General features: G+C 69.9%; 18 protein-coding genes and 2 pseudogenes. 8 read left to right on the top strand and 12 right to left on the bottom strand.

Annotated features, from left to right (window positions below; genetic code table 11):
- Window positions 1-193: 193 nt before the first annotated feature.
- From ACIP63_RS27055 to ACIP63_RS27045, 3 genes and pseudogenes are all read left to right on the top strand, one after another.
- A pseudogene (locus ACIP63_RS27055) lies at window positions 194-460 on the top strand (DUF1345 domain-containing protein); the annotation flags it as partial.
- 452 nt (window positions 461-912) lie between these two features.
- Window positions 913-1422 (top strand): SRPBCC family protein, encoded by a 510-nt coding sequence (locus ACIP63_RS27050; RefSeq protein ID WP_401520472.1) that lies wholly within the window; start codon window positions 913-915, stop codon window positions 1420-1422.
- A 37-nt stretch (window positions 1423-1459) separates the two neighbouring features.
- Window positions 1460-3766, top strand: a complete 2307-nt coding sequence (locus ACIP63_RS27045; protein WP_401520470.1) for an FdhF/YdeP family oxidoreductase — start codon at window positions 1460-1462, stop codon at window positions 3764-3766.
- Here ACIP63_RS27045 and ACIP63_RS27040 read toward each other — a convergent pair.
- The 6 genes from ACIP63_RS27040 to ACIP63_RS27015 all read right to left on the bottom strand — a co-directional run bounded on the left by ACIP63_RS27040 (window position 3761) and on the right by ACIP63_RS27015 (window position 9104).
- Window positions 3761-4234 (bottom strand): TIGR03086 family metal-binding protein, encoded by a 474-nt coding sequence (locus ACIP63_RS27040; protein ID WP_401520467.1) that lies wholly within the window; start codon window positions 4232-4234, stop codon window positions 3761-3763. The genes ACIP63_RS27045 and ACIP63_RS27040 overlap by 6 nt on opposite strands.
- 63 nt (window positions 4235-4297) lie before the next feature.
- Window positions 4298-5299 carry a ketopantoate reductase family protein gene (locus ACIP63_RS27035; RefSeq protein WP_401520465.1) on the bottom strand — a complete coding sequence of 334 codons (1002 nt, stop codon included), beginning with the start codon at window positions 5297-5299 and terminating at the stop codon, window positions 4298-4300.
- A 103-nt stretch (window positions 5300-5402) separates the two neighbouring features.
- Window positions 5403-6320, bottom strand: a complete 918-nt coding sequence (locus ACIP63_RS27030) for a S1 family peptidase (protein WP_401520462.1) — start codon at window positions 6318-6320, stop codon at window positions 5403-5405.
- A gap of 548 nt (window positions 6321-6868) precedes the next feature.
- Window positions 6869-7264 (bottom strand): DUF4440 domain-containing protein, encoded by a 396-nt coding sequence (locus ACIP63_RS27025; protein ID WP_401520460.1) that lies wholly within the window; start codon window positions 7262-7264, stop codon window positions 6869-6871.
- Entirely contained in the window at window positions 7257-7805 is a 549-nt protein-coding gene (locus ACIP63_RS27020) for a DUF1697 domain-containing protein (RefSeq protein ID WP_401520457.1), read from the bottom strand. Before ACIP63_RS27020 ends, ACIP63_RS27025 begins: the two co-directional genes overlap by 8 nt.
- 96 nt (window positions 7806-7901) lie before the next feature.
- Window positions 7902-9104 (bottom strand): S8 family peptidase, encoded by a 1203-nt coding sequence (locus tag ACIP63_RS27015; RefSeq protein WP_401520454.1) that lies wholly within the window; start codon window positions 9102-9104, stop codon window positions 7902-7904.
- Between the two features lie 447 nt (window positions 9105-9551).
- Here ACIP63_RS27015 and ACIP63_RS27010 point away from each other — a divergent pair, with 447 nt between their 5' ends.
- Window positions 9552-10298, top strand: a complete 747-nt coding sequence (locus ACIP63_RS27010; protein ID WP_401520452.1) for a UDP binding domain-containing protein — start codon at window positions 9552-9554, stop codon at window positions 10296-10298.
- Window positions 10299-10325: 27 nt separating this feature from the next.
- Here the strand turns inward: ACIP63_RS27010 and mgt are convergent, their stop codons facing one another.
- From mgt to ACIP63_RS26990, 4 genes are all read right to left on the bottom strand, one after another.
- A complete protein-coding gene (gene mgt, locus ACIP63_RS27005) occupies window positions 10326-11534 on the bottom strand; it encodes a macrolide-inactivating glycosyltransferase (RefSeq protein WP_401520449.1) in 1209 nt (402 codons plus the stop codon).
- Window positions 11535-11599: 65 nt separating this feature from the next.
- Window positions 11600-12895 carry an extracellular solute-binding protein gene (locus tag ACIP63_RS27000; RefSeq protein ID WP_401520446.1) on the bottom strand — a complete coding sequence of 432 codons (1296 nt, stop codon included), beginning with the start codon at window positions 12893-12895 and terminating at the stop codon, window positions 11600-11602.
- A complete protein-coding gene (locus ACIP63_RS26995) occupies window positions 12895-13734 on the bottom strand; it encodes a carbohydrate ABC transporter permease (protein WP_393764077.1) in 840 nt (279 codons plus the stop codon). The genes ACIP63_RS27000 and ACIP63_RS26995 overlap by 1 nt, the downstream gene beginning before the upstream one ends.
- A complete protein-coding gene (locus ACIP63_RS26990) occupies window positions 13731-14669 on the bottom strand; it encodes a carbohydrate ABC transporter permease (RefSeq protein WP_401520443.1) in 939 nt (312 codons plus the stop codon). Before ACIP63_RS26990 ends, ACIP63_RS26995 begins: the two co-directional genes overlap by 4 nt.
- Before the next feature lie 126 nt (window positions 14670-14795).
- Between ACIP63_RS26990 and ACIP63_RS26985 the strand changes: the two genes are divergently transcribed.
- The 3 genes and pseudogenes from ACIP63_RS26985 to ACIP63_RS26975 all read left to right on the top strand — a co-directional run bounded on the left by ACIP63_RS26985 (window position 14796) and on the right by ACIP63_RS26975 (window position 16671).
- Window positions 14796-15662, top strand: coding sequence for a phosphotransferase (locus tag ACIP63_RS26985; protein ID WP_401520440.1), 867 nt, complete (start codon window positions 14796-14798; stop codon window positions 15660-15662).
- Between the two features lie 52 nt (window positions 15663-15714).
- Window positions 15715-16226, top strand: a pseudogene (locus ACIP63_RS26980) (hypothetical protein).
- A gap of 91 nt (window positions 16227-16317) precedes the next feature.
- Window positions 16318-16671, top strand: a complete 354-nt coding sequence (locus ACIP63_RS26975; RefSeq protein WP_401520438.1) for a DUF4333 domain-containing protein — start codon at window positions 16318-16320, stop codon at window positions 16669-16671.
- On the opposite strand, the gene ACIP63_RS26970 is transcribed toward ACIP63_RS26975, so the two are convergent.
- Window positions 16654-17415, bottom strand: coding sequence for a 3'-5' exonuclease (locus tag ACIP63_RS26970; protein ID WP_401520435.1), 762 nt, complete (start codon window positions 17413-17415; stop codon window positions 16654-16656). The two genes, ACIP63_RS26975 and ACIP63_RS26970, sit on opposite strands and share 18 nt — an antisense overlap.
- 78 nt (window positions 17416-17493) lie before the next feature.
- Window positions 17494-18726: an SAV2148 family HEPN domain-containing protein gene (locus ACIP63_RS26965; RefSeq protein ID WP_401520432.1), complete on the bottom strand. Its 1233-nt coding sequence runs from the start codon at window positions 18724-18726 to the stop codon at window positions 17494-17496.
- Between the two features lie 377 nt (window positions 18727-19103).
- On the opposite strand from ACIP63_RS26965, the gene glgX reads away from it, so the two are divergent.
- Window positions 19104-21260, top strand: coding sequence for a glycogen debranching protein GlgX (gene glgX / locus ACIP63_RS26960; RefSeq protein ID WP_104784647.1), 2157 nt, complete (start codon window positions 19104-19106; stop codon window positions 21258-21260).
- Window positions 21261-21324 lie beyond the last annotated feature (64 nt).

The raw sequence follows: 21324 nt of genomic DNA, 5'->3' as shown, positions 1-21324 counted from the left end.
CACGCGGCCGGCGCACGCTCCGCCCGTACCTCGCCACCGCGGACAGCGCGCCCACCCGCTCCTGGAGCGCCTCGTCCGACGGCGGTGACGTCACGACGGCCGGACTGCCGCCCGGCCCGTGCGTAAATACGCTGAAGATGCCGGAAGGCCATGGCCCCTTTCGGTACAGCCGAGGCACCGCTTCGAGGTCCCCATGATCCGCAGGTTGCTGCTCTCCGCCGTTCCCCGGCTCACCGGCGCGTCGATCCTCGGAGCGGTTGCCGGGGCGGTCGTCAGTGGCCTGACCAATACGCCGCTGGGCATCCTCGCAGGCATCGCCTCGGCGGAGACGATCTTCATCGTCGCGGGGTGGATCGTACTGTGGCCCATGGACGCCGCCACCACCCACCACAACGCCCGACGCGAGGAGTTCCGTCCTGTCACCGAGGAACTCGCTGTCGTCGGGTCCGCCCTGTGCGGTCGTTCCATCCGGCTTTTCCAAGCCTAGAAGCAGGTGACCGGAACTGCCCGTCCCCGCCCACAGCGATGTACGGGAATGAAGTACCCGGCCGGGCCCTGCCACGGGCTCCGCCACTTGCGGCGCGATATGCGGCAGGTTTGACTGTCTGTACCCCTGTCCCGCGTTGTTCCTGCGGGGGCGGAACCCGGGGACTCAGCGACTCCACCACCGGTGGTCGGTGCCTTTTTCCTTGCCCGGCCTCATGCCCATGCAATGCGCTCGCGACGCCACGAGGAGAACGCGATGACACATCACCACAAGTCAAACGGAGCGGTGGGTGCACCGGACCGCGGATCGACGCGCTCGAACGACGCCGGAAACCCGGAACGGAATTGACGAGGCGGGCACGGAAGCGGCTTCGTCGTGGACAGAAGCGGTGACACCGAGAGCGGCGGCGGCAGGACAGGTGGGACATGAATATCATTGAAGAGACAATTGAAGTCGCGGTGCCGGTTCGTACTGCCTACAACCAGTGGACGCAGTACAAAAGCTTCCCGCGCTTCATGTCCACGGTGAAGAGGGTCGAGCAGATCCGGCCGAATCTCACCAACTGGGTGATCGGTTTCGGCCCGGTGCGACGCGAGTTCGCGGCTGAGATCGTGGAACAGATTCCCGACTCGCATGTGGTGTGGCGAAGCCTCGGGGGGCGCTCCGGCCATCAGGGTGAGGTGTCATTCCGTACGACGGAACCGGACCGCACCGAGATTTCCGTACGCATAAGAGTGAAGCAGCACGGAGCCGCGGACCTCTTCAGCAGGTTCACGCACCGCGTGGTCCGATCCGAACTCGCGCATTTCAAAGAATTCATCGAGGGTCTGGGCCAGGAGGGCGGCGCCTGGCGAGGTTCCATCCGGAACGGCCACGTCCAGCCGATGGAGCCGGAACCGCCCAGAAGCCGGGTTGCCCACTGGCCTGTCGGGTGACCCGCTTCCTTCAGCGCAAGAGAGCGAGAGACGCCCGATGAAGAAGCCCCCGAGCCAAGAACCCGGTGACGAACTCAGCGTGACTCCGCCCAAGAAATGGGCGGCCGGAGTGCCCGCGGTGACGCACGCCCTGGAGTACTCCCTGGAGGAGACATCGGTCCGGCGGACAGGCACGACGCTGCTGACCATGAACCAGGTGGGTGGCATCGACTGCCCCGGTTGCGCCTGGGCGGATCCCTCCCCGGGCCATCGGCACCTCAACGAGTACTGCGAGAACGGCGCCAAGCACATCAACGATGAGGCCACGACGCGCCGCATCACCGCCGACTTCTTCCGCAGGCACTCGGTCTCCGAACTGGGGAAGCGCTCCGATCTGTGGCTCAACCAGCAGGGCCGGCTCACCGAGCCGATGGTCAAGCGGGACGGTTCGGACCACTACGAGCCGATCAGCTGGCACGACGCCCTGGGGCTGCTCTCCGAGGAACTGAAGGCGCTGGACTCGCCGGACGAAGCGGTCTTCTACACGTCGGGCCGGGTGAGCAACGAGGCCGCGTTCCTCCTTCAGCTCTTCGCCAGGGTCTTCGGCACCAACAATCTGCCCGACTGCAGCAACATGTGCCACGAGTCCAGTGGCTTCGCTCTGCACGAGACCCTGGGCACCGGCAAGGGCTCGGTGAGCCTCGATGACATCCACCACGCCGATCTGATCTTCCTGGTGGGACAGAACCCCGGAAGCAACCACCCGCGACAGCTCTCCGCGCTGGAGGAGGCCAAGGCGAACGGCGCCCGCGTCATCGCGGTGAACACCCTGCCGGAGGCCGGACTGCTGCGGTTCAAGAACCCTCAGAAGGCCCGTGGTGTCATCGGCGACGGCGTCCGGATCGCCGATCGTTTCCTTCACATCCGCAGCGGCGGAGACCTCGCGCTGTTCCAGGGTCTGAACCGGCTTCTGCTCGAAGCCGAGGACGAACGGCCGGGCACCGTGCTCGACCATGAATTCATCCGCTCGAACACCAGCGGGTTCGAGGAGTTCGCCCGGCACGCCCGGACCGTCGCCTGGGACGACGTCCTCACCGCCACGGATCTCACTCGCGAGGAGATCGAGGCGGTCCGCGACGAGGTCCTGAGCAGCAGACGTGTCATCGTGTGCTGGGCCATGGGGGTCACGCAGCAGAAGCACGGTGTCCCCACCGTCAGGGAGATCGTGAACTTCCTGCTTCTGCGCGGCAACCTGGGCAAGGCCGGAGCCGGCACCTGCCCGGTCCGGGGGCACAGCAACGTGCAGGGCGACCGGACGATGGGAATCTGGGAGCAGATGCCCGATTCGTTCCTGGACGCGCTGGAGCAGGAATTCGGCTTCGAACCGCCCCGCGCCCACGGCCTCGACTCGGTGAACTCGATCAGGGCCATGCAGGAGGGCCGTGTCAAGGTCTTCCTCGGCGTCGCCGGCAACTTCGTCCGGGCCGCTCCGGACAGCACCTACACCGAGAACGCCATGCGGCGGTGCGACTTCACCGCCCACATCTCTACGAAGCTCAACAGGTCTCACACCGTCTGCGGCCGGACCGCCCTCATTCTGCCCACCCTCGGCCGTACCGAGTTGGACACGCAGGCGACCGGTGAGCAGTTCGTCACCGTGGAGAACTCCATGAGCGAGGTGCACACCTCCTACGGGCGTCTGAAGCCGGCCTCCACACTCCTGCTCAGCGAGGTCGCCATCCTGGCCCGGCTCGCCGTGCGGACTCTCGACGGCAAGGGCGGGATTCCGTGGGAGCAGTTCGAGGCCGACTACGGGACCATCCGTGACCGCATCTCCCACGTGGTGCCAGGGCTGCACCACTTCAACCGGCGCGTGATCCGCCCCGGTGGCATCAGGCTGCCCAATCCGGTCAACGAAGGGATCTACCCCACCCCCGTCGGCAAGGCCCTGTTCAGTTGCAACGCCTGGGAGATGTCGCGCGCCCCCGAGGGCCACCTGCTGCTGCAGACCTTGCGCTCCCACGACCAGTGGAACACCATCCCCTACACCGAGAACGACCGCTACCGGGGTATCCACGGAAGCCGTCGGGTGGTCATGGTGAACCCGCACGACATGGACCGGCTCGGCCTGGCGGAAGGTCAGCGCGTCGACCTGGTGAGCGTGTGGGCCGACGATGTCCTGCGCCGGGCGGAGGACTTCAAGGTGGTGCCCTACCCGACGTCGGCCGGATGCGCCGCCGCCTACTACCCGGAGACCAATGTCCTGTTGCCGCTGGACAGCGTCGCCGCGACCAGCAACCAGCCGACCGCCAAGGGCATCGTGGTCCGGCTGGAGCCCACCGTCTCGGTGAAACCATCGTCATGAGGGCCGGGCGCCCCGGGCTCGAAGAAGGGAGACTGTGGCCCACGGCTCCGGGCCGCACTCCTGTCCGGTGGCCCGGGCCACGTCCCAGCCGTGCAGCACCATCTCCATGAGGAGCATCGCGGCCATCTCCCCGGCAGGGGTGGAGCCGTGCCCGGTGTCGACGGTGCCCTCCCGGGCCGCCGGGTCGGACCAGGCGGCGACCGCGCGTTCCAGCTGGGCCGCGTACCGGTCGGGCCGGCCGGGGTCGGCCGTGAAGTCACGCGCCGTCAGTTCGCCGGGGATGGGGGTGCGCAGGGCCCGGTGCTCCAGGCCGTACGCGCTGTAGAGCACCCAGTGGTTGATCAGTTCCCGCAGGTCCCAGCCGTGGCAGGGGGTCGTGGAGGTGAGCGGCATCGTGGCCTCGATGCCCCGGGCGACCCGGGCGGACTCCGTGGCGCATTCGGCCACGTGTGTGTACGCGGTCTGCATGCGCCCATCGTGCGTTCCGCCCGGCGGCCGGGTCATGAAGAAATGCGACAGCGCCCTCGGGTCTCAGGACGCCGCGTCCACCAGGGCGGTGAGTTCGGCGACCGTCATCGAGCCGGGGGCGCGGCGCTCCCGGGCGAAGGCGTTCGCGGTGTGCCGCAGCACCTCGTTGACCGGTGTCGGGATGCCGTGCAGCCTGCCGAGCAGGACGATCTCTCCGTTGAGGTAGTCGGCCTCGATGGTGCCCGTGCCCCGGCTGAGGCTCTGCCAGGACGAGCCGCCGCCGCGCTCGGCCCCGTCGAACGGGTCGAAGCGGATCCTGCCGCCACGGGCCTCCTCCTGCTCCTCGCTTCCCGTCGCCTCGATGCCGGCCGCAGCGAGCACCGCCCGCCCTTCCGCCCGGGCCCGGTCGAAGAGGGCGAATCCCTCCGGGCCGTCGAGCACCCCGGTGACCGCCTCGATCGCGTTGGCGAGGTTGGAGAGCAGCTTCGCGTACTTCCAGCGCATCACATCGGGGACGACGGGGGCCTCCGGCTTCGCCTTCTCCCAGTCCGCGGAGACGGCGCGCACCGTGTCGTCGGCGCCGGACGGATACCGGCCGAGGTGGAGGATGCCGGTGAGCGGGGCTCCGGCGGCGAGGACCCTGCCCGGCTCCACGAAGCTCGCGGGGAGGTAGACGCAGCAGCCGTAGACACGGTGGAACCGGCGCAGGGCCAGGCGTTCGCTCTCGACGCCGTTCTGCGCGCAGATCAGGGGGAGCCGCTCCCCCGCGGTTCCGCCGCCCGCCACGGGCCGTGCGCTCCAGGCGTCGAGGGCGGCGACGCTGTCCTGGGTCTTGACGGCGAGGACGAGGACGTCGTCCGGACCGAGGTCCAGTGCCTCCGGGCCGTCGACGACGGGGAGGCGGTGGGTGCGGGTGCCCTCTGGTGTGGTGAGGCGCAGCCCGTCGTCACGCAGGGCCTCGTACTGCGCTCCGCGCGCGACGAGCACCACCTCGTGGCCCGCCTCCGCCAGCCGCCCGCCTATGGCGCCGCCGACGGCGCCGGTTCCCACGATGATGTGACGCATGCCCACGAGCCTGGCACAGCGCCCGCCCGCACGGGAAGCGGTCACGACAACGGGCCGCGCTCGGTGAGCGCGGCCCGTCGGCGGGGGGTGCTGTGCGTGAGGTCTAGAAGACGCTGACGCCGTAGGCGCTCAGTGCCTCGGTGACCGGCTGGAAGAACGTGGTGCCGCCGGAGGAGCAGTTGCCGCTGCCGCCGGAGGTGAGGCCCAGGGCCGTGGTGCCCGAGAAGAGCGAACCGCCGCTGTCGCCGGGCTCGGCGCAGACGTTGGTCTGGATCATGCCGTAGACGATGTCACCGCTGCCGTAGTTCACCGTCGCGTTGAGGCCGGTGACGGTGCCGCTGTGGACGCCGGTGGTGGAGCCGCTGCGCTTGACGGACTGGCCGACGCTGGGGGTCGCGGCGGAGGTGATGTCCTGGTAGCTGCCGTTGTACAGGTAGACCCGGCCGTCGGCGGCGGCGGAACTCGAGTGCCGGATGAGCCCGTAGTCGTTGGTCGGGAAGCTGGAGCCGGCCCTCGTGCCGAGGGTGGTGGTCTGCCCGGAGTTGGTGTACCAGGTGCTGCCTATCTCGGTGCAGTGCCCGGCGGTCAGCGCGTAGTAGGTGCTGCCGCTGCGGACGTTGAAGCCGAGGGAGCAGCGGCCGCCGCCGGCGTAGATGGCCTGGCCGCCCGCGATGAGCTTGTTGAACGTGCCCTCGGTGCGGTTGATGTCGGCCTTCGCGCCCGAGTCGGTGACCGACTTCTTGATCGTGGCGATCTCGGCGGCGGTGACCGTGCTGTCGACGGTCACGACGACCTTGCCGGTGCTCGCCTCGGTGTACCAGGCGGTGCCCGCGATGTCGGCACCGCGTACGGCTGAACTGGCCTCGGCCAGCTCGGCCTTCGTCACGGTGGTGTCCGGTGCGGCCTGGGCGACCGCGGTGGGCGCGGCGAGCGCCACGGCGGTGACCAGACCTGAGGTCGCGGCGATGAGACGGGCGCGTCTGGAGATCGAGGAGAGGGGGGCGAAGCGCTTGAAGGTCACAGGATCCTCCGTCATTGGGGGGTGTCCGGTCCGCTGGGTGGGCGGTCCGGAGTATGCGGCCGTCCGAGACCAGTGGGTTCTAGTCGTGGACCTGCCAACCGCACGCCTCGAATCCTTGACTCCGCTTGAACCGGTGACAAGGACGTCTTCCGGACCGGAACGGAGAACGGACCCTGAACTCCGATATGCGTGCGGATGACCTCCGAACAACGGCGTCCGCTCACCGAACGGAGGAGGACAGCGAATTGCAGCAAAGCCCGTAACGGGGAGCGGACGTCGGCCCCTGTCTACGCGCATCGCGTTCACACACACCACCCCCGCCCGGAAAGCGCGGCGGCGCGGGTCTCCGCGGCCCGGACCGGGCCCGTCGGCGTGCGGCCCGTTCGGGTGGCTTACCGGCGTTTTGCCCGGCGGCCCCAATTGGCCGGAATCAGCCCCTCCGGCGAAAACCGGCCGGGCGACGGGCACAGATCAGACCGGCGCGGCACTCTTGCGGGGCCGCCCGGGCGTGTGCTGCGGGGGTGCGGGAACCGGCGGGAGGCGCCGGCTCAGACCTCGGCGAACGGATCGTCGATGAAGGGCGTCGCCTGGTGGAAGTAGAGCAGCCAGCCGTCCCCCGCCAGCCGCCACAGTGAACTGCGGTGGGACCGCAGGCCCTGGGACTCCGTGTCGAAGGTGAGGTGCACCAGGTCCGGTGCGAGCTGGTCGCCCCGCATCCGTGACGCGGTGATCGCGACGGGAGGCGGAGCACCCGGGTCCACGTCCGGTTGCGTGAGCATGGCGATGATCGTGTCCCGCTGCCAGAGACGGCCACTGGTGCCGATCTCCCGGAAGTCCGGGTGCAGCAGCGTGGCCAGCACATCGGCGGAGGCCCGCACCACGGGGTCGAGGAGGCGGAGCTCGCCCTCGATGGCTGCGGCCACGGCGGGCGAGTGCTCAGTCACGCGTCATCTCCACAAGCTTGACCACGGTGTTCCAGTTACGGCTCGTGGCGACGAGGCCACGGGTGAAGGCGGGCCGTCCGAGCGCCACGGCGAGCTTGGAGCGCCCGAGCCCGTCGGGCGCGTACAGATAGAGGGCGCGGTCCCCCAGCCGGAACTCTTCGGGGCGGAAGGCGTCGGCGTCGAGCGAGGCGAACCGGGCGGCGTCCACGGCCCGGTCGAAGTAGGTGACGTGCAGCTGCTTCGCCTCGAGCTCGGCGGCCGGAAAGGGACAGGCGTCGGCCACGCCCGCGAGATAGGCGCCCGAGCGGACGAGGCAGTCGACCGGAAAGCCGAACCGTTCCTCGATCCCCCGCTCCAGCTCGGCGGCCAGGGCGTTCTCGTCGCCCGACGCGCTGCGGAACACGGCGTTGCCGCTCTGCAGATGGGTGGCCACGTCCTCGTGTCCCAGCTCCCCGAGCAGCGTACGGAGTTCCGCCATGGGAACCCGCCGGTGACCGCTGACGTTGACCCCGCGCAGCAGCGCCGCGTACATCGTGCTCATGCCCCCACCCTAGATCTTTTTCCACCGGCGACGGCCGCCGCGCCCCGTGGGGGAGGGCGCGGCGGCCTCCTGCGTGTTCTACCCGGCCCGCAGGGCCTATTCCACGATCTTCAGGAGCTTGTTCGCCGTGCCCTCGGTCGCGTTGGAGATGGCGTCCGGGGTGGCTCCGTCGGTCAGCGCCGTGGCGACCTCCTCGGGCGTGGCGTCGGGATGTCCGCCGAGGTAGACGGCGGCCGCTCCGACGACGTGCGGGGTCGCCATGGAGGTGCCCGAGATGGTGTTCGTGCCGTCGTCGCTGTCGTTCCAGTCCGACGTGATGTCCGAGCCGGGGGCGTAGATGTCCACCACCGAGCCGAAGTTGGAGAACGAGGACTGCTCGTCGTCCACCGTGGAGGAGGCGACGGTGATGGCCTCGGGGACGCGGGAGGGGGAGCCCTCGCCCGCGTCGCTCGACTCGTTGCCCGCGGCGACCGCGAACGTGACGCCGGAGGCGATGGCCTTCTGTACGGCGGCGTCCAGGGCCGGGTCCGCGGATCCGCCGAGGCTCATGTTGGCGACGGAGGGGCCCTCGTGGTTCGCGGTGACCCAGTCGATGCCCGCGACGACCTGCTCGGTGGTGCCCGAACCCGCGTCGTCCAGGACGCGGACGGCCACGATCTTCGCCTTCTTGGCCACCCCGTGGGACGCGCCCGCGATGGTTCCGGCCACGTGGGTGCCGTGTCCGTTGCCGTCGTCGGCGTCGTCGTCGTTGTCGATGGCGTCGAAGCCCGAAGTGGCGCGGCCCTCGAAGTCCTTGTGGGTCACGCGGACACCGGTGTCGATGACGTACGCGGTGACGTCCCCGCCCGCGGCGTCGGGGTAGGTGTACGCGCCGTCACCGGCGGTCTCGGCCTGGTCGATCCGGTCCAGACCCCAGGACGGCGGGTTGTCCTGGGTGGCGTCGATGTGGAACTTCTTGTTCTGGACGACCTTGGAGACGGCCGGGTCGGCGGCGAGCCGCTTGGCCTCGGTCTCCGAAAGCCCGCTGGCCGAGAAGCCGTTGATGGCCGACTTGTAGTTCCGCTTGAGGGTGCCGCCGTACTCCTCGGCCAGGCCGGCCTTGTCGGCCTTCTGGTCCAGCATCACGATGTAGCTGCCGGAGACGGCCGTCGCCGCGTCCGTGCCGTAGACGGTGCCCGTCGCGGGCGCCGTGGCGGCTCCGGCGAACGGGGTGGTGAGCAGGGTGACACCGGCGGCCGCTGCCACTGCGGTTATCGCGGCGGTGAGCTTGACCGAACGCACACGCTTGTGAATTGCCATGAAGAGGGGTCTCCTCGTCATTCTTTTGTGGGGGGATTGGCCCTCGGCCGGAAGATCTCCGGGGGCTGCCTCGAAACCCTGCTCGATTGACGCGCCCAGATCAAGACCTTCATGTAGCCGTCACGTACTCGGCAATCTTTCGTCACAGAAAACCTGCGCACTCCCCGCCATGTCGGGCAAACCGCCGTACCTCCGGCCGGACATGAGGACGTACGCGGGTTCCGGTCGGGTGAACTTCGCACGATCGAGCCTGCATAACCGCACCTCATTGCTGATGAAGGCGGGAACGGAATGCCATGTTTCGGTTGTGCACACCCCCAGCGATCCCTCCCCTTCCTGACACGAAAAGCTCGGCACACCGCTTGTGCCGACACGTCGGGGTGACGAACGTCAGCAGGCGCGGCGCGCGCCCTCCGTCCACCGGGTGGCAGCCCGGAGGCAGCGGAGATGAGCAAGCTGTGGAACAACACCTTCCGGGCGGTGAACATCGCACTGGCGAACGAGGCTTCATGCCCCTCTGCCCGGCCCCGGGCATCGGCGGGCACTGCATCCCCTGCGACCCGCACCACCTGCTGCGGCAGTTGCGGGCGAGGAAGAGGACGCCCCCTGATGGACACCGCGACGACGGCGATCGCCGAACAGCCCGCCCGGGTGCTGATCCTGGGCGTTGCCTGCCAACCCGGTGCGGCGGATCTGCGCGAGAGCCCTGCCCTGGAGAGCATGGACCGGCTCACGGCCCAGGGCGCCACCGTCGAGCACACGGACCCGCTGGTAACGAGCCCGGACCGGCCAGGCGCCATACGGCGCAGCGTCGACGCCCGCGGTCATCTCCGGCTTCGCCACCACAGCGCGCAGGAGCTGTACGCCCTGAGCTTCCGCCGTCGCGACGGCATGGTCGTTCTCAAGCGCAAACGCCCGACGCCGGGTCGGCGACCGGGTCCGGATCGCGCTGCCCCTGAACGGACGGGCGGTCCTCGACGCGGAGGACCGGGAACCGGGCCGGCTGACGGAGGCGGGCGGGGTCGGGCTGCGCGGCCACAACGCCGAGATGGTTTTCTTCGGCTTCTCGGCGCGGGGCCGGACCGGCCGGCCCCCGCGCGTCTGCGCCCCAGCGGGATACGGGCGCTCAAGCAACGGGGCACCCCCGCCGACCCCCCGCTCCGGCACGGGGAGGACGCGGCACGACGCGGGTAGTGGCCCCTGCGGCCCCGCCGATGCCGGTCAGCTCTGGCGGGCGGGGAGTTCGGCCTCGATGATGTCGGCTGCCCGCTTCGCCCCGCCCTCCCCCGCCATCTGCTCCCGGATCCGCGCCAGCCGCGCGGCGACGTCCGGATCGTCCACCAGGGCGAGCACCGCGTCACGCAGGGACGCGGCGTCGGCCTCCTCCTTCGGCAGGTGCCGGGCGACACCGATGGCCTGGAGCATGTCCGCGTTGCCGAACTGGTCGACGGCCTGCGGGACCGCCACCATGGGGGTGGCGGTGGCGAGCCCTTCCTGGCTGCCGCCCGCGCCCGCGTGGGTGATGAAGGCGTCCGCCTGCTTCAGCACGGACAGCTGCGGGACCCAGGAGTGCACCTCGACGTTGTCCGGTACGTCCCCGAGGTCCGCAGGGTCGACGTGGAGGCCGATCTGCAGCACCACGTACCAGTCCGGCAGGTCGCCGAACGCCTTGACGCACTCGCGGTAGAACGCGGGCTCGTTGGTGTACGACGAGCCGAGGGAGACCAGCAGGACCTTCCCGGCCCCGGCGGGCCGCTGCCACTCCCCCTGGTCGGCACGCTCACCCTGGCAGGCGCCGACGAAGGTGAACCTCGCGTGGTCCACCCGGTCGGCGTTCGGCTGGAGCGCCTCGGGGATGAGCACCACCCCGCGGCGCGGCCGGGCCACGAAGTCGTCGGACGAGAGGTCGCCCAGGCCGTTCTCCCCGAGCCAGGCCGCGAAGCGCGCGTAGTACGCACGGCCTCGCTCGGTCTGCTTCAGCTCGGCGGTCGCGGGGTCCCCGACCTCCTTCTCGTACCCCTCCCAGGGGACCAGGTTGGGCCAGAGCTGGACTGCGGGCACTCCCCAGCGGTGGGCGAGGACGCGGGCCGGGTAGGAGGTGATGTCGTGCAGGACGAGGTCCGGTTCGTCGCCCTGGAAGGCGTCGGCGAGCTGCGGGAGGGCCTGGATCGCGTCCGCGAGGAACGGTTCGAGGTTGTCGATCAGTTCGGTCCCCCAGTCCTCCGGGTTGTCCTCGGTGGGCAGCACCGAGGTGTAGATCACCGGCTCGGCTCCGGTCGTGGCGACCTTCTCGGCGAAGGAGGCCGGGATGGCGTAACTGACGCGGTACCCACGGGCGACGAGCTCCCGGATCACTTCGAGGCTCGGGTTCACGTGCCCGTGGGCGGCGATGGAGAACATGGCGATGTGGGCACGCGGGGTCGATGTCATGCCCTCACCGTAAACGAGACGCAACGTCTCGTCCAGCCTATTTCCCGGTCCGCGCCGGGCCCGGCTCAGCGCTGATAGCGGGCCAGCACCCTGTTCCCGTCGTCGACCAGGCGTTTCCTCAGCTCCTCGGTGTCGATGGCCCCGCTGTAGTACTCCTGGAGCGCGGGCGTGGCGACCTTGTCCTTCCACTCGGGATAGCCGCGCACCGACTGCGCGGGGGCCGGCCGCAGCGACCGGGCGAGAGCGGTGCCCGTCGCCCAGCCGTTCTCCTCGGTGCGCAGTGCGGGATCCGCGAGCGCCTCGGTGCCGGTCGGCAGCATCCAGTCGCCCTTGGCCAGCCGCACCATGTTCGGTGGACGCAGGAGGAAGTCGATGAACCGCGCGGCCTCCTTCTTGTGCGGGCTGTCCTCGGCCACCGAGAGGGTTTGCGGGCTGACCCCCTGGGTGAGACCTCCGCTGCCTGCCGGGGTGGGCAGCACCGTCCATTCGAAGCCCTCGGGGGCCTGCTCCACGACCTGCTGGCGGTAGGAGAAGCCGAGCGGGACCATGGCGTACTTGCCGCCGAAGAATCCTGGGAGCGTGTCCGAACCCCCCATGCCGAGCGCCGAACGCGCCGCGCTCCGATCGGAGTTGACCTGGTCCCGGACCGTACCGGGCATGACACGGTCACCCTCGCCGGACCGGATGGTCACCTTGCCGTCCGCGCCGCGGTGGAAGAGCTGCCCGCCGGCGGAGAGCCCCAGATTGAGGGTGACGGAGACCGGCTCCTTGAGCGGCCAGGCGACCCCGTACGTCCCCTTCTTCGTCAGCTTCTCGGTGACCTGCCGGAATTCCTCCCAGCTCCAGGGCTTCTCGGGGGTGGGGATACGGACGCCCGAGGACTCGAGGATCTTCTTGTTGGCGATCAGGACCTTGGGCTCCTGGAGGAACGGCACCCCGTAGACCCCGTCGCCGAAGGTGGTGGTGTCCCAGGACGCCTGCGGGATGTCCTCGGTCAGCCGGTCCGGCAGCAGGGTCCGCAGATCGGCGAGGTATCCGCCGTACGCGAAGTCCGCCAGGTCGTCGGAGGCGTCGTGGATGATGTCGGGCGCCTCGCCGCCCTCGAAGGAGGTGAGCAGCTGGTCGTGGACGTTGTCCCAGCTGCCCTGGACGTAGTCCACCTGCACGTCGGGGTGGGCGGCGTTCCACTCGCGTACGAGCTGCTTGTTGGCGTCGACGGACTCCTTCTGCCAGGCGAGCGACTGGAAGCTGAGCCGGATCGTGCCGTCCGCGTCCGTACCGCCGCCCTCCCCCGAGCAGCCGGCCAGCAGGAGGACGAGGGCGGTGGTCGCCGCGGCGAGCGCGGGCATCCGGCGGCGCATCAGTGCTTCACCGCCCCGGCCGTGAGACCGCCCGTGATGCGCTTCTGGATGACCGCGAAGAGCACGAGCGAGGGAAGGGTGGCGAGGAACGCGGCGGCGGCGAGCGGCCCGAGGTCGGCCACACCCTCCGCGCCGAGGAAGTGGGTGAGTACGACCGGCAAGGTCTGCTTCTCCGGTGTCTTGAGCAGGACGAGCGCGAAGAAGAACTCGTTCCATGCGGTGATGAACGCGAAGAGTGCGGTGGCGACGATCCCGGGGGCCAGCAGCGGCGCGGTGACCGAGATCAGGATCCGCGCCTTCCCGGCCCCGTCCACAGCGGCGGCCTCCTCCAGTTCGGGCGGCACGGCCCGTACGTATCCGGCCAGCATCCAGAGCGCGAAGGGGAGCGACCAGACGACGTACACCAGGATCAGCCCCCACAGCGAGTTGATCAGGTGCAGGTACTTGAGGACCAGGAACAGCGGAATGATCACCAGGACGAAGGGGAACGCCTGGCTGACCACGACCCACCCGGTGGCCGCCGTGGACAGCCGTCCGCGATGACGGGCCATCACATAGGCCATGGGCGTGGCGATGACGACCGCGATCAGGGCGGCGCAGAGCGCCGCGGTGAGCGAGTTGGCCGCGGCCCGGAGCAGCGGCTGCTCGTCGAATGCCTGCCGGAAGTTGTCCAGCGTCGGGTCCTCGGGGATCCACGTGGGGTGCAGCGAGCCGAGCTCACGGGCCGGCTTGAAGGCGGTGGAGATCAGCCAGAGGAAGGGGAACGCCAGGAAGACGAGGTAGCACAGGAGCGCGGCGTACTGCCCGGCGCGCGCGGTTCTGCCCGTACGGAGGCTCATGCGTCCTCGCCTCCCCTGAGCCGGCCGACGAGGTAGAAGGCGAGGAGCACCGAGATGACGGCGACCATCACGCATCCCATCGCGGCGGCGTAGCCGAACTGCCCGTAACGGAAGGCTTCTTCGTAGGCGAAGAGCATGGGCAGCCGGGTGCGGCCTCCCGGTCCGCCGCTGGTCAGGACGTAGACCAGGGCGAAGGAGTTGAAGTTCCAGATGAAGTTGAGCGCGCTGATCGCGAGCGCCACGGGCCGGATGGCGGGCCAGGTGACCGTGCGGAAGCGGCGCCAGGCTCCCGCTCCGTCGAGGGCGGCGGCCTCGTGGAGTTCGTGCGGGGTGTTCTGCAGTCCGGCCAGCAGCGCCACGGTGGTCTGCGGCATGCCGGCCCAGACGCCGACGACTATGACGGCGGGCAGCGCGGTGGCGAGGCCGGTCAGCCAGTCCCTGCCGTCACCGAGCCCGAGATCGCGGATGGTCTCGTTGAGGATGCCCGCGTCGGGGTTGTAGACCAGCCGCCACATGATGCCGACGACGACCTCCGGCATGGCCCAGGGGATGATCGCCAGCGCCCTCGCCAGCCAGCGCATCCGCAGGTTCGCGTTGAGCAGCAGGGCGAGGCCGAGGGCCAGCACGAACTGCGGGACCGTGACCCCGACCGCCCACAGCAGACCGATCCGGAACGAGTCCCAGAACAGGGTGTCGTGCAGCAGGTCCTGGAAGTTGAGCGCCCCGATCCACTGGGTGGAGCGGGTGCGGCCCGACTGGGCGTCGGTGAAGGCCAGCAGGATGCCGTAGACCAGCGGGCCGACGCTCAGGATCAGGATCGGGATCAGTGCGGGCAGCACCAGGAACCAGGTGGCGCCGTCCCGTCCGCGGCCCTGACTCCGGCCGCCCTGTGGGCTCTTACGCCCGGACCGCTCCGTTGCGGTCGCCAATGTCATGAATTCGACCCCTTTTACTTCCTTGGATCGGTTTCATCCCCGTATCGCCGCCCGGGCGGCCCCCGTCATCGTGCTGACGGGCCGCCCGTTCGTCAAGGTGGCCTGCGAGGATGAGAAAATCGAGCCATGGACGACATGCGTGCGCGCGAGGTACTGACGGCCGCCGGACTGCCCGCCGGTGCGGAGCTCCTCGCGCTCGGCGAGAACGCGGTGTTCGGCCTCGGCGACCTGGTGGTCAAGGTCGGCCGGGACTCGACACACCACCCCGAGCTCCGTGAGCGGGCCGAGCGCGAAGTGGCCGTCGCCCTGTGGCTCGCCGACTCGGGCGTACCCGCCGTGCGGGCCGCCGAACCTCTGGCCCGTGTGGTCGAGGGGCACCCGGTGACCCTGTGGCACCGGCTGGCCGACGCCGTGCGCCCGTCCGAACCGCGCGATCTTGCCCCGCTGCTCACCCAGGTGCACGCGCTGCCCGCCCCGCAGGGCTTCACGCTGCCGCGGCGTGAGCTGCTCGGCGGTGTCGAGCGCTGGCTGCGTCTGGCGGGCGACGCGATCGATCCGGCCGACGCCGACTATCTCCGCGGCCGGCGCGACGGTTTCGCCAAGGCCGCGGCGGCGCTCGCCCCGCACCTGGCGCCGGGTCCCATCCACGGCGACGCGCTCCCCCGCAATGTCCACGTCGGCCCGGACGGGCCGGTGCTGGTCGATCTGGAGACCTTCTCCGCCGACCTGCGCGAGCACGACCTGGTGGTCCTCGCACTCTCCCGCGACCGGTACGGCCTGCCCGCGCGGGCCTACGACGCCTTCACGGAGGCGTACGGCTGGGACGTACGCGCCTGGGAAGGCTGCGCGGTGCTGCGCGGCGCCCGCGAGACGGCGAGCTGCGCCTGGGTGTCCCAGCACGCCCCGGCCAACCCCAAGGCGCTGGCGGAGTTCCGGCGCAGGGTGGCCTCCCTGCGCGAGGACGACCCCGAGGTGCGCTGGTACCCCTTCTGAACGGCATCCCCGCCGCGCACGGCCCCGGATGCGCGTGGCATAGGTTGACCACATGGGAATCCTCGACAAGCTCACCGGAACCCGGCACCCCGAGGACGGGGTGGTGCCACGTCCGGCCGAGGAGCTGCGGAACGCCCTGCTCGCTCTCAACCGGCCCGACGTCCCCTACGTCATCCGTGACGGCGCGTCGGACGGCGCGGACCTGGTGGCGGAGTGGCGGATCGCCGAGCCCGCCTGGCAGACCTTCTTCATCGGGTCCCAGCTGACGCACGCCATCCGGATCCGGATGCGCCTGGCCGGGGAGAGCCATGAGGTGCGGGCCGTCGAGGAGCAGTGGGAGGTCACCCGCGTCGGCGATCCCCTCGGCTCCGGACGTCGGCGGAGTACGGGCGCGGCTCGGGCAGGACCGTCTCGCGCCGCTGGTCGCTCCAGCGCGGGGAGGACGGCCGCCTCCAGACGACGGAGACCTTCAGCTTCGACAGCGCGGAGCTGACCGGACCGTTGCGGGACACCGCCCTCACGTCCGGCTGGACCTGGCGCGGAGTGCTCTTCGGGAAGCTGTGATCCGGCCGGATCCGGACGCCCCGTATCGGCCGCACCCCCGCCGCGTATGCTTCCGGCCACTGCCTCGAACATCCGGAACTGGAGCTCCCCCATGGTCATAACCCGCTCGGCCGCGGCGACATGGAGCCTCTCGGCCCTGGCCGCCGGTCTGCTGCTCGTCGGCTGCTCGGCCTCGGTCGACGTCGGGAGTTCCGAGCCGAAGATGTCCGCGGACAAGCTGGCCGACACGGTGGCCGAGAAGCTCGCAAGCACCATGAACCAGCCGAAGCCTGACGTCACCTGCCCCGAGGACCTCGTCGGGAAGACCGGCACCACCACGCGTTGCACACTGACGGCGGACGACGGCAGCACCCTGGGCGTGTCCGTCACCGTGACCTCGGTCGACGGCGACCGGATCGACTTCGGCATCAAGGCCGACGAAACGGCCTCACCGGCTCCGAACTGACGCCCCCGCATCGCTCTCGTCCGGCTGCGGCTCGCGCCTCCGGGGGATGAGCGGCCAGGCGGCTTCCACGACGGCCGCCGGATCCGCCGTGCGCCGCAGATATGCCTGCAGGGAGAGCGACTGCTCGGCCGCCGCGTGCACCTGGAGGCCGTGCAGGTCCTCCAGCGGCATCACCCCGACGGGCTGGTGCCTCTCCCCCATCCGCCGCACGACCCGGGCCGCGGCCACGGCGTCCGCCCTCGCGTCGTGCGCGTCCTCCAGCGACACCCCGTAGTGGGCGCACAGCGCGTGGAGGGCGCGCTTCCCCTTGCGGTACTTGTCGACATGCTTGTCGATCACCAGCGGGTCGATGACGGGCGAGGGCGCGTCCCCCAGCCGCTCGCTGACCGACTCCACGCCGTACCTCCGGCACTCACGGTCGAGCAGGGAGAGGTCGTAGCGCGCGTTCATCACCACCAGAGGCGTCCCCGAGCGCAGCCCGTCGACGACGGCCCGGGTGATCTCCTCGATCGCGGAGGCGGCCGGCATCCCGTGCTCGCGGGCGCGTTCGGTCGAGATGCCGTGGATGGCCGACGCCTGCTCCGGTATGGCCACACCGGGATCCAGCAGCCAGGTCCGCTCCTGCGAAACGGAGCCGTCCGCCTCCAGCCGGACGACCGCCGCCGTCACGATGCGGTCGGTCTCGACGTCGGTCCCCGTGGTCTCCAGGTCGAACGCCAGCAGCGGCCCGCTGATCCAGCTCATCCCGTACCTCCTTCTGTGGTGCGTTCCCCCAAGTGATGACCACCTTCGCACGCACCACTGACAACGCTGGAAGGAGCGTCAGGAGACGGGCCTGGAGTCCGTCCAGACCGACTCGAACTCCTCGCGGTACGTCTCGAAGAGGCCGTGCTCGCTGTCCTGCCCCGCCCTGACCACCGCACGCCCCCCGCCGCGCAGCACCAGCACGGGCGCCTCCATGCCGCGTGCGCGCCGCAGATAGGGCTGGACGACCCCGACCGCGTCGGGTCCGTCGCCGTCCACCAGATAGGCCGTGAAGCGCGGTGTCTCGTCGAAGACGTGGATCTGGAAGGCGCCCGGGTCGCGGAGCTTGGAGCGGACCCGGCGCATATGGAGGATGTTCATCTCGACGGAGCGGCTCAGTTCGCCCTTCTTGAGGCCCAGTTCGCGCTCCCGGCGCTTGACGGCGCTGCTCGCCGGATTGATGAACAGCAGCCGGACCCGGCAGCCCGACTCGGCGAGGCGCACCAGCCGGCGTCCCGAGAAGTTCTGCGTGAGGAGGTTGAGCCCGATGCCGATCGCGTCCAGCCGGCGCGCGTTCCCGAACAGGTCCTCGGCGGGCAGCTGACGCTGCAGCCGCACCCGGTCCGGGTGGACGGAGACCACGTCGGCGTAGCGGTCGCCGACCAGCTCCTCCACGGCGTCCACCGGCAGCCGCTCGGCGGAGGGGACCGCCGCGCCGCTGCCGAGGATCTCCAGGAGCCGCGCGGAGGCGCGTTCGGCCTGCGCCAGGACCGCCTCGTTGAGCGCGCGGTTGCGGGAGACGACGTTGCGCGCCACCTCCAGCTCGTCCAGCGCGAGCTCCACCTCGCGGCGGTCGTCGAAGTACGGCTCGAAGCAGGGCCAGTGCTGGACCATCAGCTCACGCAGCTGCGGCAGCGTGAGGAAGCTCAGGACGTTGTCGTCGGCCGGGTCGAGCAGATAGCCCTTGCGGCGCGAGACCTCCCGGACCGCGACGGCGCGCTGCACCCACTCCTGCCCCGCGGGCCCCGCGGCGGCCACCACCCAGTCCTCGCCGTGCACCGGCTCGTAGATCGGCCGGATCACGGCGGAGACCACGGCGCGCAGCCGCTGTTCCACCAGATTCAGCCAGATGTACGCCCGCCCGGCGCGCTGGGCGCGTGTGCGCACCTCGTTCCAGGCGTCCGCTCCCCAGGTCAGATCGGCACCGATCTCCATGGGCTGTGCGAGGGAGACAGCCCCTGGCGGGGCATCGGTCGATTCCCCCTCGTGACCCGCGTCACCTGGGGGCAGCTCGAACCCTCCCGAGCTCACCCGTGTACCGCCTTCCGCTCCCCCACCAACGATCAAGGAAGGGTACTCCGCCACCGGGAGCCGGTGCAGCAGGATGCACAGGCTCCTTACTCAACTCCCCTATGCCGCAGGCTCGTTCCTTGCGGTGAGATCGGGTGGAGTGAGATGGTTCATAGTGATTGCGCACCCCTCGCACGCCGCATACCGGACGGAGGAGCTGCCCGGCGGCCCGTGCACCTGTCCGGGCGACACCGAGGTGTACCGGGTTGACCGGACCGGTGGGATCCCACGACGGAAACCGGCCGCACCGGTCGACGTACTAGGTACGGGACCGTCTTTCGGGGAGTATCGGGGCGAAAACCCCCAGCACCCGGATCAGAAGTGGAAGAGTCCTATCTATGCAGGTCTGGCCGGGACACGCGTATCCGCTCGGCGCCACGTACGACGGCGCCGGAACCAACTTCGCGGTCTTCTCGGAGGCCGCCGACCGGATCGAGTTGTGCCTTCTGCACGACGACGGTTCAGAAACGGCGGTGGAACTCCGCGAGACCGATGCCTTCGTCCGTCACGCCTATCTGCCCGGGGTGATGCCGGGGCAGCGCTACGGCTTCCGGGTGCACGGACCGTACGAGCCGCAGCACGGACAGCGCTGCAACTCGGCGAAACTGCTCCTCGATCCGTACGCACGTGCGATCTCGGGGCAGATCCAGTGGGGCGAGGCGGTGTACGGCTATCCGTTCGGCAAGCCGGACGAGCGCAACGACCTCGACTCGGCACCGCACACGATGAGCTCGGTCGTGGTCAATCCCTACTTCGACTGGGGTGACGACCGCCGCCCGCGCACCGACTACCACCGCACGGTGATCTACGAGGCCCATGTGAAGGGCCTGACGATGCTCCACCCGGGCCTGCCCGAGGAGCTCCGCGGCACCTACGCGGGACTCGCGCATCCCGAGATCATCGCCCATCTGACGGAGCTGGGCGTCACCGCGATCGAGCTGATGCCGGTGCACCAGTTCGTCCAGGACCACCGTCTCGCCGACGCCGGCCTGGCCAACTACTGGGGTTACAACACCATCGGCTTCTTCGCCCCGCACAACGCGTACGCCTCCTGGGGTGACCGCGGTGAACAGGTGCTGGAGTTCAAGCAGGCGGTGAAGGCGCTGCACCAGGCGGGCATCGAGGTGATCCTCGACGTGGTCTACAACCACACCGCCGAGGGCAACCATCTCGGTCCGACGCTCTCCTTCCGGGGCCTCGACAACGCCTCGTACTACCGCCTGGCGGACGACCAGAAGTACTACATGGACACCACCGGCACCGGGAACTCCCTGCTGATGCGGTCCCCGCACGTCCTCCAGCTGATCATGGACTCCCTGCGGTACTGGGTGACCGAGATGCACGTGGACGGCTTCCGCTTCGACCTGGCCGCGACACTCGCACGCCAGTTCCACGAGGTGGACCGGCTGTCCTCCTTCTTCGACCTGGTGCAGCAGGACCCCGTGGTGAGCCAGGTGAAGCTGATCGCCGAGCCCTGGGACGTGGGCGAGGGCGGCTACCAGGTGGGGAACTTCCCGCCGCTGTGGACCGAGTGGAACGGCAAGTACCGGGACACGGTGCGGGATCTCTGGCGGGGTGAGCCCCGGACCCTCGCGGAGTTCGCCGGGCGTCTGACAGGCTCCTCGGACCTCTACCAGGACGACGGCAGACGCCCGCTGGCCTCGATCAACTTCACCACCTGCCACGACGGTTTCACGCTGCACGACCTGGTCTCGTACAACGAGAAGCGCAACGACGCCAACGGCGAGGGCAACCGGGACGGCGAGAGCCACAACCGCTCGTGGAACTGCGGGGCGGAAGGGGAGACAGAGGACAAGGAGGTCCTGGAGCTGCGCAGCCGTCAGATGCGCAACTTCATCGCCACGCTGATGCTCTCCCAGGGCGTGCCCATGCTGAGTCACGGCGACGAGTTCGCGCGGACGCAGCGGGGCAACAACAACGGCTACTGCCAGGACAACGAGCTCTCCTGGGTCCACTGGCCCGATCCGGCCGCCGCCTCGCACGCGGAGGACGGCGACGAGGAGGGCGGCTCCACGGACACGAGCCTGCTGGAGTTCACCCGGTCCATGGTCTGGCTCCGCCGCGACCATCCGGTCTTCCGGCGCAGACGCTTCTTCCACGGCCGTCCGGTGGAGGGCACGCACGACGAGCTGTCCGACATCGCGTGGTTCACCCCCAGGGGTGAGGAGATGACCCAGCGGGACTGGCAGGCGGCGCACGCCAAGGCCATGACCGTCTTCCTGAACGGCCACGCGATCTCGGAGCCGGGGCCGCGCGGTGAGCGGATCTCCGACGACTCGTTCCTGCTGATGTTCAACGCGGGTGCCGAGACGCTGGAGTTCGCCGTTCCGATGAACCACGGCAAGCAGTGGCAGGTCGTCGTGGACACGGCGATCCCGGACGGCGTACCGCCGGGCGCGGGACCCAAGGTGTCGGCCGGCGAGCGGGTGACGCTCGTCGGGCGGAGCCTCACGGTGCTCAAGCGTCCCGCGTAGGCCGGCCTTCGGCCGTTGGGGTGACCGGACCGACCGGGCGGGGCCGCCCGGTCGGTCCGGGTGG

The organism is Streptomyces sp. NPDC088746 (assembly GCF_044751065.1).
Taxonomy (GTDB): domain Bacteria; phylum Actinomycetota; class Actinomycetes; order Streptomycetales; family Streptomycetaceae; genus Streptomyces.
Note: the sequence above shows the minus strand (reverse complement) of the source record. Positions and strands in the feature narration are given on the sequence as shown.

What these genes read in the sequence shown, in the direction of transcription:
- ACIP63_RS27050 (WP_401520472.1), top strand. Translation starts at nt 913, where the DNA reads ATGAATATCATTGAAGAGACAATTGAAGTCGCGGTGCCGGTTCGTACT.
- ACIP63_RS27045 (WP_401520470.1), top strand. Translation starts at nt 1,460, where the DNA reads ATGAAGAAGCCCCCGAGCCAAGAACCCGGTGACGAACTCAGCGTGACT.
- ACIP63_RS27040 (WP_401520467.1), bottom strand. Translation starts at nt 4,234, where the DNA reads ATGCAGACCGCGTACACACACGTGGCCGAATGCGCCACGGAGTCCGCC.
- ACIP63_RS27035 (WP_401520465.1), bottom strand. Translation starts at nt 5,299, where the DNA reads ATGCGTCACATCATCGTGGGAACCGGCGCCGTCGGCGGCGCCATAGGC.
- ACIP63_RS27020 (WP_401520457.1), bottom strand. Translation starts at nt 7,805, where the DNA reads ATGAGCACGATGTACGCGGCGCTGCTGCGCGGGGTCAACGTCAGCGGT.
- ACIP63_RS27015 (WP_401520454.1), bottom strand. Translation starts at nt 9,104, where the DNA reads ATGGCAATTCACAAGCGTGTGCGTTCGGTCAAGCTCACCGCCGCGATA.
- ACIP63_RS27010 (WP_401520452.1), top strand. Translation starts at nt 9,552, where the DNA reads ATGAGCAAGCTGTGGAACAACACCTTCCGGGCGGTGAACATCGCACTG.
- mgt (WP_401520449.1), bottom strand. Translation starts at nt 11,534, where the DNA reads ATGACATCGACCCCGCGTGCCCACATCGCCATGTTCTCCATCGCCGCC.
- ACIP63_RS27000 (WP_401520446.1), bottom strand. Translation starts at nt 12,895, where the DNA reads ATGCGCCGCCGGATGCCCGCGCTCGCCGCGGCGACCACCGCCCTCGTC.
- ACIP63_RS26995 (WP_393764077.1), bottom strand. Translation starts at nt 13,734, where the DNA reads ATGAGCCTCCGTACGGGCAGAACCGCGCGCGCCGGGCAGTACGCCGCG.
- ACIP63_RS26990 (WP_401520443.1), bottom strand. Translation starts at nt 14,669, where the DNA reads ATGACATTGGCGACCGCAACGGAGCGGTCCGGGCGTAAGAGCCCACAG.
- ACIP63_RS26985 (WP_401520440.1), top strand. Translation starts at nt 14,796, where the DNA reads ATGGACGACATGCGTGCGCGCGAGGTACTGACGGCCGCCGGACTGCCC.
- ACIP63_RS26975 (WP_401520438.1), top strand. Translation starts at nt 16,318, where the DNA reads ATGGTCATAACCCGCTCGGCCGCGGCGACATGGAGCCTCTCGGCCCTG.
- ACIP63_RS26970 (WP_401520435.1), bottom strand. Translation starts at nt 17,415, where the DNA reads ATGAGCTGGATCAGCGGGCCGCTGCTGGCGTTCGACCTGGAGACCACG.
- glgX (WP_104784647.1), top strand. Translation starts at nt 19,104, where the DNA reads ATGCAGGTCTGGCCGGGACACGCGTATCCGCTCGGCGCCACGTACGAC.